At 69.1% G+C, this 8,902-nt stretch carries 9 protein-coding genes; 6 read left to right on the forward strand and 3 right to left on the reverse strand.

All coding sequences use genetic code 11. The features are described 5' to 3' along the window. Positions 1-10: 10 nt before the first annotated feature. Positions 11-1,381, forward strand: coding sequence for an MFS transporter (locus D0C15_RS03660; RefSeq protein ID WP_116040891.1), 1,371 nt, complete (start codon positions 11-13; stop codon positions 1,379-1,381). Positions 1,382-1,432: 51 nt separating this feature from the next. Here the strand turns inward: D0C15_RS03660 and D0C15_RS03665 are convergent, their stop codons facing one another. Both D0C15_RS03665 and D0C15_RS03670 read right to left on the reverse strand, forming a co-directional pair. Next, positions 1,433-2,341, reverse strand: a complete 909-nt coding sequence (locus D0C15_RS03665; RefSeq protein WP_116040892.1) for a DUF4097 family beta strand repeat-containing protein — start codon at positions 2,339-2,341, stop codon at positions 1,433-1,435. Positions 2,342-2,346: 5 nt separating this feature from the next. Further along, on the reverse strand, positions 2,347-2,871 hold the full coding sequence (locus tag D0C15_RS03670; protein ID WP_116040893.1) for a toxin-antitoxin system HicB family antitoxin: 525 nt from the start codon (positions 2,869-2,871) through the stop codon (positions 2,347-2,349). A gap of 202 nt (positions 2,872-3,073) precedes the next feature. Between D0C15_RS03670 and thyX the strand changes: the two genes are divergently transcribed. The 5 genes from thyX (at position 3,074) to D0C15_RS03695 (ending at position 8,660) form a co-directional block, all read left to right on the forward strand. Beyond that, positions 3,074-3,826 carry an FAD-dependent thymidylate synthase gene (thyX, locus tag D0C15_RS03675; RefSeq protein WP_116040894.1) on the forward strand — a complete coding sequence of 251 codons (753 nt, stop codon included), beginning with the start codon at positions 3,074-3,076 and terminating at the stop codon, positions 3,824-3,826. After that, entirely contained in the window at positions 3,827-4,222 is a 396-nt protein-coding gene (locus tag D0C15_RS03680) for an ACT domain-containing protein (protein WP_116040895.1), read from the forward strand. A 40-nt stretch (positions 4,223-4,262) separates the two neighbouring features. Next, positions 4,263-5,810 (forward strand): serine/threonine-protein kinase, encoded by a 1,548-nt coding sequence (locus D0C15_RS03685; RefSeq protein ID WP_116040896.1) that lies wholly within the window; start codon positions 4,263-4,265, stop codon positions 5,808-5,810. A 130-nt stretch (positions 5,811-5,940) separates the two neighbouring features. After that, on the forward strand, positions 5,941-6,954 hold the full coding sequence (gene dapA, locus D0C15_RS03690; protein ID WP_116040897.1) for a 4-hydroxy-tetrahydrodipicolinate synthase: 1,014 nt from the start codon (positions 5,941-5,943) through the stop codon (positions 6,952-6,954). A gap of 71 nt (positions 6,955-7,025) precedes the next feature. Beyond that, positions 7,026-8,660 (forward strand): ribonuclease J, encoded by a 1,635-nt coding sequence (locus D0C15_RS03695; protein WP_116040921.1) that lies wholly within the window; start codon positions 7,026-7,028, stop codon positions 8,658-8,660. A gap of 3 nt (positions 8,661-8,663) precedes the next feature. Here the strand turns inward: D0C15_RS03695 and D0C15_RS33930 are convergent. Continuing rightward, a partial coding sequence (locus tag D0C15_RS33930) for a hypothetical protein (RefSeq protein ID WP_211323073.1) occupies positions 8,664-8,902 on the reverse strand: 239 nt, incomplete at its 5' end.

The raw sequence follows: 8,902 nt of genomic DNA on the forward strand, positions 1-8,902 counted from the left end.
GGAGCCCATCATGGAAAACTCCCCAGCCCCGCTCGAATCCGCCGATGACGTCCAGAGCAGCGACGTCCGCCTGGTCGTCGCGTCCAGCGTCATCGGCACCACAGTCGAGTGGTACGACTTCTTCCTCTACGGCACCGCTGCCGGGATCGTGTTCAACAAGTTGTACTTCCCCAGCGACGACCCACTTGTGGGCACGTTGCTCGCGTTCGCGACATTCGCGCTGGGTTTCGTCGCCCGCCCCATCGGTGGTCTGATCTTCGGGCACATCGGTGACCGCGTGGGCCGGAAGAAGACGCTCGTCGCCACCATGCTGATCATGGGCGTCGCGACCTGCGCCATCGGTCTCATCCCCACGTTCGAAACCATCGGCGTGACCGCGCCGATCCTCCTCGTGTTGTTGCGCTTCGCGCAGGGCATCGCGATCGGCGGCGAGTGGGGCGGCGCCGTACTGATGGCCGTCGAATACGCCCCCGCGGGCAAACGCGGGCTGTACGGCAGTTTTCCGCAGGTCGGGCTCGCGCTCGGGCTCATGCTCGGGACGGGGGTCTTCGCCGCGCTCAACGTGGCGATGTCCGACGCCGCGTTCCTGGCCTGGGGATGGCGCATCGCCTTCCTGCTCTCCGCCGTACTCGTGCTCGTGGGCATGTTCATCCGGCTCAAGGTCATGGAGACGCCCGCCTTCCGCAAACTGGAGGAGCACGAGCAGAAAGCCACCGTGCCGGTCGTCGAACTCGCGAAGAACGCACTGTCGCGCAAGCATGTGCTGCTCGGCATGGGCAGCAGGCTCACCGAGGGGATCGCGTTCAACGCCTGGGCGGTCTTCGCCATCTCCTACGGCACCGGGACTCTTGGCATGAGCCAGCAGCCGCTGCTCGTGGCGGTGATGATCGCCGCGGCGGTGATGATCGTCTTCATTCCGGTCTTCGGCAGGATGTCGGACCGGTTCGGGCGGCGCAGAACGTTCTCGGTCGGAGCTGTGCTGACCGGACTGCTCGCGTATCCGGCGTTCGCGGCGCTCGGAACGGGCAACCAGCTACTGATCACGATCGCCCTCGTGGCCGTGCTCGGTATCGCGTATCCGGTGATGTACGGGCCACAGGCCGCGTTCTACGCGGAAATGTTCCCCACGTCCGTCCGCTGCACCGGGATCTCGTTCGTCTACCAGTTCTCCGGGATCTTCGCGTCGGGCTGCACCCCGCTGATCCTCGCCTTCCTCGTCGGCACCTCCGGCGGGGGATACGGACTGGTGTTGCTGTATCTGCTCGGAGCCACGGTCGTGAGCGTGCTGTGTGCACTGGCGATCCGGCAGCGCGAACTCGTCCCGGACACCGAGGCCGTCACCGCGGCGGCGCCGGCGAAGGCACGGGCCACCGCGGTCTGAGTGGGCGTGCCGGGCGAGGGCTCAGCACGAGTTCTCGCCCGGCACGGTCGCTCACCCCGCGGCGCGGGTGACGACCGCGTCGCCCATCCCCGTGCGGGCGCGGATGCGGGCCGCGCTGCCCTCGTCCGGCGCGCTGTCGGCCACCTCGAGTTCGCTGCGGACCTTGCCCGAACCCGAGGAGAGGTCGATCTCGGCGGTGACGCCGTGCCGGATACCGATTCGGATGGCCCCGGAACCGGTGATCAGCTCGATCGACCCCGACACGGCCTCGGCGACCGTCACATCGCCGCTGCCGCTGCGCACCAGCACATCGCCGGCGACGGTGCCCAGCCAGACGCCACCGGTACCGGTTCCCACGGTGGCCTGTCCGGCTATCGAGGCGGCCTCGACACCGCCGCTGCCGCTGCGCACCTGCAGTCCGCCTGCCGCTTCGGCGATCCGGATCGCCCCCGTTCCGGTGCGTACGGCCGAACCAGGGCCCACACGCTCCACGTCGACATCACCCGAGCCGGTGGTCAGATCGGCCCTGCTCGCCGTGCCGGAGACGGTCACCCCCGCGGCCCCCGTGCGTACCGTCACCGCCGAGTTCGCCGGTGCCGTCACGGTCACCGCGAGCGGGATCTTGCGCAGTGGAAGGGAATGGGGGCCGCGGACCACGAGCCGGTTGCCCGTGCGGTCGACCCGCGCCTGCCGCACGGCATCGGCGGGAGAGCCGCGGAGATCGCTGCCGAACTGGTCACCGACCCAGTTCAGCAGTCCGGCCATGCTCTCCTGCCAGGGCTCCTGCGCGCCGGGGTCGTGGGTTATCCGCACGACGGCCTCCTCGGGCGTGCTCTCGCTGTCGCCGGAGTCGGCGAACTGGACCTCCACCCGGCCGATAGTGATGCCGATGTCCAGGTCTAGCGGCCCGTCCACCGGGAACGTCTGCGTGCGAACCAGTTCGTCGGTTTCCTCGGCCATCGCCCTCAGCCCCTGACCCAGCCGTGTAGTCCGCCGCCGTCGTCTTCCCGGCCCTGCCTGCGCCGATCGTGCTGGGACTTGCCGTGCAGCGCTCCCTGTACGGCCTGGGAGACGAACGTGTTCAACGAGACCCCCTGCGCGGCCGCGGCCTGCTCGGCCTGGCCCTTGATCTGTTCGAAGAGGCGCAGCGTGATCCGGCTGATGTCCCCGCCGTCCACCGGGGGAGGGGATGGCGGGGTCGGAGGCGGTGGTGGCCCCCCGTCACCGGGTTCCGGCTCGGCCCGTTCGCCCGTCCCGGTCACCACGACCCGGACGTCGCGGCCGTCGAGGCGAACGTCGACCACATGCTGAGGCAGGTGGGCGGTCACCTCGGCGGCGAGATCGGCCAGCGCGTTCATCATCGCGAGCCGGGCCGCGGGCTCCAGCGCGGCCGCGAGTGTCGTCGCGGCGCGCCGCGTCTGCTCGTCGCCCGCAGATGCGGCTGTGGCGAGATCGTCCCGGAGATTGTCGATGTACGGCGTCAGATCCATGACACCACTATGGCGTCATGGATGACGTCAGTCAAGGTCATGATGGTGTCGTAATTGCACTGGTTGATGTCACGACCGCCCTCCACCTGCCGACGACTACGCTTCGGCATGTCCAGCAGCGGAACAGGGGAGCGGCCCGGGGCGGGGTGACCCGCGGGAAACCCGGGTGCGGGGAGCAGTCCCGCAGGAAAGGAGTGCGCACGTGGCCGAGACGGTGTCACCGAAGGTCCAGTTGATCGCGAAGACGGAGTTCTTCCCGCCGGAGGACGTGCCGTGGTCCACCGACGCCGACGGCGGCCAGGCGCTCGCGGAGTTCGCCGGCAGGGCCTGCTATCAGTCCTGGAAGAAGCCGAATCCGAAGACGGCCACCAACTCCGGCTACCTCGACCACATCATCGAGGTCGGGCACCTCTCGGTGCTGGAGCACGGTTCGGCGTCGTTCTACATCACCGGCATCTCCAGGTCGCTGACCCACGAGCTGATCCGGCACCGGCACTTCTCCTACTCCCAGCTCTCGCAGCGTTATGTTCCCGAGCGCAACGCCGCGTTCGTGGAGCCGGACGTGATCGCCGACGATCCCGAGCTGCACGAGAAGTTCCTGGCCGCCGCGCAGGCCAGTGTCGACGCCTACAGCGACCTGCTCGCCGGGCTCGAGGAGAAGTTCGCCGACGCGCCGAGCGGTACGCTGCGTCGCAAGCAGGCACGCCAGGCCGCGCGCGCGATTCTGCCGAACGCGACCGAGACCAGGATGGTCGTCACCGGAAACTACCGCGCCTGGCGGCATTTCATCGGCATGCGCGCAACCGAGCAGGCTGACGTGGAGATCCGCGCGCTGGCCGTGGAATGCCTGCGCCAGTTGCAGAAGGTCGCGGAGAACGTCTTCGCCGACTTCACCATCTCCGTCCTGCCGGACGGCACCGAGATCGCCACGAGCCCGAAGGTCAGTGAGGGCTGAGTGAACCGGCTCGCGCTCGACGTCCAGCCGGGGGAGTACGCCGTCGCCCGGCTGGACCGGGCCACCCCGGTTCCGGCGGCCCTGCTCGATCCGGCAGAACCCGGACTGGTGTCGGTTACCCGCACGCCCGGTGAACTGTCGGTCGTCTGCCCGATCGCTCGGGTGCCCGAGGCGGCCAAGGCCGACACCGGCTGGCGGCTGCTGACCGTCCGCGGTCCGCTCGCGTTCACCCTGACCGGGATCATCGCGGCGCTTTCCAGCGAACTGGCCTCGGCCGGCGTCGCGCTGTTCACACTGTCCACTTTCGACACCGATCACATCCTGGTGAAGTCGGCGGACCTGCCGAGGGCCATCGCGGCGCTGCGGGACGCCGGACACGACGTCGACGGCGACTGAGAATGCGTCTCGCCCGGGAACACGAGGAGGGGCGCCGCCGGTGACCGAGCAGCAGGGCCAGCAGACCCAGACCACGCGGACGGCCGAGGCCGGACGAGTGATCGCCGGGCGGTACGCCCTGCTCGGCGAGCTCGGCCGGGGCGGCATGGGGGTGGTCTGGCGTGGCGAGGACACGGTCATCGGCAGGCACGTGGCCGTCAAGGAACTGCGGCTGCCCGATGGCGCCGAGGACGCCGTGGTCTTCCAGGAGCGGGTGCTGCGCGAGGTGCGGACGGGGGGCAGGCTCAACGACCCCGCGGTCGTGACGGTCTACGACGTCGTCACCGATGGCGACACCACGTTCATCGTGATGGAACTCGTCGAGGCGCCCACCCTGTCCGAACTCGTCCGCCGTCATGGGCCCCTGACACCGCGCCAGGTGGCGATGGTCGGCGACCAGGTGCTCTCGGCGCTGCGCGCCGCGCACCAGGCCGGCATCGTGCACCGCGACGTCAAGCCGGGCAACATCATGGTGACCTCCACCGGACGGGTGAAGCTCACCGACTTCGGGATCGCCCAGGCCGTCGATGATCCGCGCATCACCACCAGCGGGATGCTGGTGGGATCACCCGCTTTCATGGCACCGGAACGAGTGGCAGGGCGCGAGGCGATGCCCGCGTCCGACCTGTGGGCTCTGGGCGCCACCCTGTTCTTCGCGGTGGAGGGTTCCGTCGCGTTCGAGCGCAGCAGTACGGCGGCGACGCTGCACGCGATCATGAACGAGGTGCCGTACCTGAGCCACGCGCAGGGGCCGCTGGCCTCGGCGATCATGGGACTGCTGATTTCCGCCCCCGAGGCGCGGATATCCGCCGAGCAGGCCGGGGGGCTGCTGGCCATGGCCGCCGGGCAGCAGGGCCAGCTCACCCCCTCCAGCGGCATGCCGACCTCGGTCCACCCAGGGCAGCAGCCGCCCGCGCACCCCGGGCAGACGATGGTCACGGGACATTTGACGCCCGGACCCGGACAGGCCATGCCGGGCCGCGGCAGGCGTAACTTGGTGCTTGCCGGGGGCGCGGTGGCGGGTGTGTTGCTGCTGGTCGCCGGGCTCTTCCTGGGTAAGTGGATCTTCTCGCCCACGGTGGACGAGGCGATGCGGCCGACCATGACCTACGGGGAGGGTGGCAACATCGGATTCGTCCTGCGGAGCGGGTGGGACCCCTGCCTCAACGGGCAGTTGACCGAGAACTACCGGATCAGCTCGGAGAACCAGCCGGACTGCGACGAGGTCCACGACCTGGAGATCTACGACTACGCACCCGCACTGGGCGCGGGATCGTCGTACAACTCCGAAGACGCCCGGTACGCGGCGTATCCCGGGCGGGAGAACCTCGAACGGTTCGCCGAATCCCGGTGCGGGCTGAGCTTCCACGCCAATGCCATCGACGAGGGGCAGCGAGCCAACCTGGTCTACCGGGCGCTGGTCCCCAGCGAGAAGCTGTGGGCCACCGTCGCGGAGAACGACTCCGAGTTGCGCCGCACGGTGTACTGCCTGACGTCGAACAGGGACGGCTCACAGCTGCGCACCCAGGTGTCGGTGTCGATCAAGTAGGCAGCAGAAATTCCCGCACCCGCAGGACAGCGAAGCGGATTCTCCGCCGGACTCCGCCCGTAGCAGACGATCGCCGCGTTCTGCCAGGTCGTCGGCGGGGACGCCGCCGAAACGAGGTACCGTCAGGACCATGGTCACTCCACCCACTGCCGCGCCGGGCAGGCCCTTCGGACGCGTGCTCACCGCGATGATCACCCCCTTCGACCGCGACGGCGCACTGGACCTGAAGCAGGCGCAGGAGCTCGCCAAGCACCTGGTGGACCTCGGTAACGATGGCCTCGTGGTGAACGGCACCACTGGCGAGAGCCCGACCACCACCGACGCCGAGAAGTCCGACCTGATCCGGGCCGTGATCGAGGCCGTCGGCGATCGCGCGACCGTGGTGGCGGGCGCGGGCACCAACGACACGGCGCACAGCGTCGAGCTGGTCCGGCAGGCCGAGAAGGCCGGGGCACACGGCGTGCTGGTCGTCACCCCGTACTACTCCCGGCCCTCACAGGCGGGCCTGCAGGCGCACTTCACCACTGTCGCCGACGCCACCGAGCTACCGGTGATGCTCTATGACATCCCGCCGCGCTCGATCGTGCCGATCGAGGTCGACACCCTGCGCAGGCTCGCCGAGCACCCGCGGATCCTGGCGGTGAAGGACGCGAAGGGCGATCTGCTGGCCGGTAGCGAGGTCATCGCGAACACGCACCTCGCCTACTACTCCGGCGACGACGGTCTCAACCTGCCGTGGCTCTCCGTAGGCGCGACGGGCGTGGTGAGCGTGATCGGTCACGTCGTCGCCGGCCGTATCCGGGCGATGCTCGATGCGTACGAGAACGGCGACACCTCCACGGCGCGTACCAACCACCGCGGCATGCTGCCGGTCTACCGGGCTTTCTCCCGGGTCGGCGGCGTCGTCTTCGGCAAGACCGCGCTGCGCATGCGTGGTTACGATGTGGGGGACCCGCGGTTGCCGATCGTGCCCGCCACCGAAGATCAGGTGCAGGCCATCGCAGCCGACCTCACCCAGGCGGGAGTACCGCTGGACGAGGCGCCGACCTCGGACTGGCACAGCTCCCGGGTGGCACACGCGGACTCGGCCGCGGCCTATGTGGCACCCACGACCCATACCAGCGTAGGGACAATTCACCCTTGACACTGAGCAACATCGCACTGCAGAACGGTCCAGGACCCACCAACGCGCCGCCGCCACCGCCAGAGGGCGGGCTGCGCGTCGTCGCGCTGGGTGGTATCGGCGAGGTCGGCCGCAACATGACCGTGTTCGAGTACGGCGGCCGGCTGCTGATCGTTGACTGCGGGGTGCTCTTTCCCGAGGACGACCAACCGGGTGTGGACCTGATCCTGCCGGACTTCCGGGCCATCGAGGACCGGCTCGACGAAGTCGACGGCGTCGTGCTGACCCACGGGCACGAGGACCACATCGGCGCCGTGCCCTTCCTCCTGCGCATGCGCCCGGACCTGCGGGTGTACGGCTCGCGGTTCACCCTCGCCCTGCTCGCCGCCAAGTGCAAGGAGCACAAGCAGCGGCCCACGCTGATCGAGGTGAAGGAGGGCGAGCGGCGCGACGTCGGCGCCTTCGGTCTCGAGTTCTTCGCGGTCAACCACTCGATCCCGGACGCACTCGCGCTGGCGATCCGCACGCCCGCGGGCGTCGCGCTGCACACCGGGGACATCAAGCTCGACCAGCTGCCGCTGGACAACCGGCTGACCGACCTCGCCGGCTTCTCACGGCTCGGTGACGAGGGCGTCGACCTCTTCCTCGTGGACTCCACCAATGCCGAGGTTCCCGGGTTCGTCATGCCCGAGCGGGACATCGGCCCGGTACTTGACGACGTCATCCGGCGGGTGGACCAGCGGGTGATCGTGGCCTGCTTCGCCAGTCACGTGCACCGCGTACAGCAGGTGCTCGACGCCGCGGCCAACCACGGTAGGCGGGTTGCCTTCGTCGGCAGGTCGATGGTCCGGAACATGGGCATCGCGGCCGAACTGGGGCTGCTGCGGGTACCGGACGGGCTGCTGGTGGACCTCGACCAGGCGGCGGCGTTGCCGGAGAGCAAGGTGCTGTTCGTCTCGACCGGATCCCAGGGCGAGCCGCTGTCGGCGCTGTCCCGGATGGCCAGGGGCGAGCATCGGCAGATCTCGATCAAGGCGGACGACACCATCGTTCTGGCGAGTTCGATGATCCCCGGCAACGAGACGGCCGTGTTCACCGTGGTCAACGGCCTGACCCGGCGGGGCGCGAACGTGGTGCACCAGGGCAACGCGAAGGTGCATGTCTCCGGGCACGCCTCGGCGGGCGAACTGCTGTACCTGTACAACGCCGTCCGGCCGAGCAATGTCATGCCGGTGCACGGCGAGTGGAAGCACCTGCGGGCGAACGCCGAACTCGCGGTCCGCACCGGTGTCACTCCGGAGAATGTGGTGATCGCCGAGGACGGCGTGGTGGTGGACCTGGTGGACGGGCAGGCCAGGGCCACCGGCCGGGTCGAGGTCGGACACGTGTACGTCGACGGGCTCTCGGTCGGCGACGTCGGCGAGTCCACCCTGTCCGACCGGCTCGTGCTCGGCGAGGGCGGCTTCATCGCGATCAACGTCGCGATCGACTCGAGCACCGGCAGGGCGGTGTCCCCGCCGACGGTGTCCGGCCGCGGCTTCTCCGACGACCCGAAGGCACTGGACGCCGTGGTGCCGCTGGTGGAGATGGAGCTGTCCCGCACCGAGTCCGAGGGCATCACCGATCCACATAGGATCGCCCAGTCGGTGCGTCGCGTGGTCGGCCGCTGGGTCGCCGCGACCTACCGCCGCCGCCCGATGATCGTGCCCACCGTCATCCCCGTCTGAGGCTCAGAAGTTCCCCAATGTGGCGTTGGGGAACTTCAACGTCCCCAATGTGGCTTTGGGGAACTTCAACGTCCCCAATGTGGCTTTGGGGAACTCCAACGTCCCCAATGTGGCTTTCGGGAACTTCAACGTCCCGAATGCCGCATTGGGGAACTTGAGCGTCCCCAATGCCACATTGGGGACATCCTCCGCGCGCCGACGCGGTGCGTTCAGTGGGTGGGGAATGGCTCGCCGGTTGGGGT

This window comes from Amycolatopsis palatopharyngis, from assembly GCF_003385185.1.
GTDB classification, from domain to species: Bacteria; Actinomycetota; Actinomycetes; order Mycobacteriales; family Pseudonocardiaceae; genus Amycolatopsis; species Amycolatopsis palatopharyngis.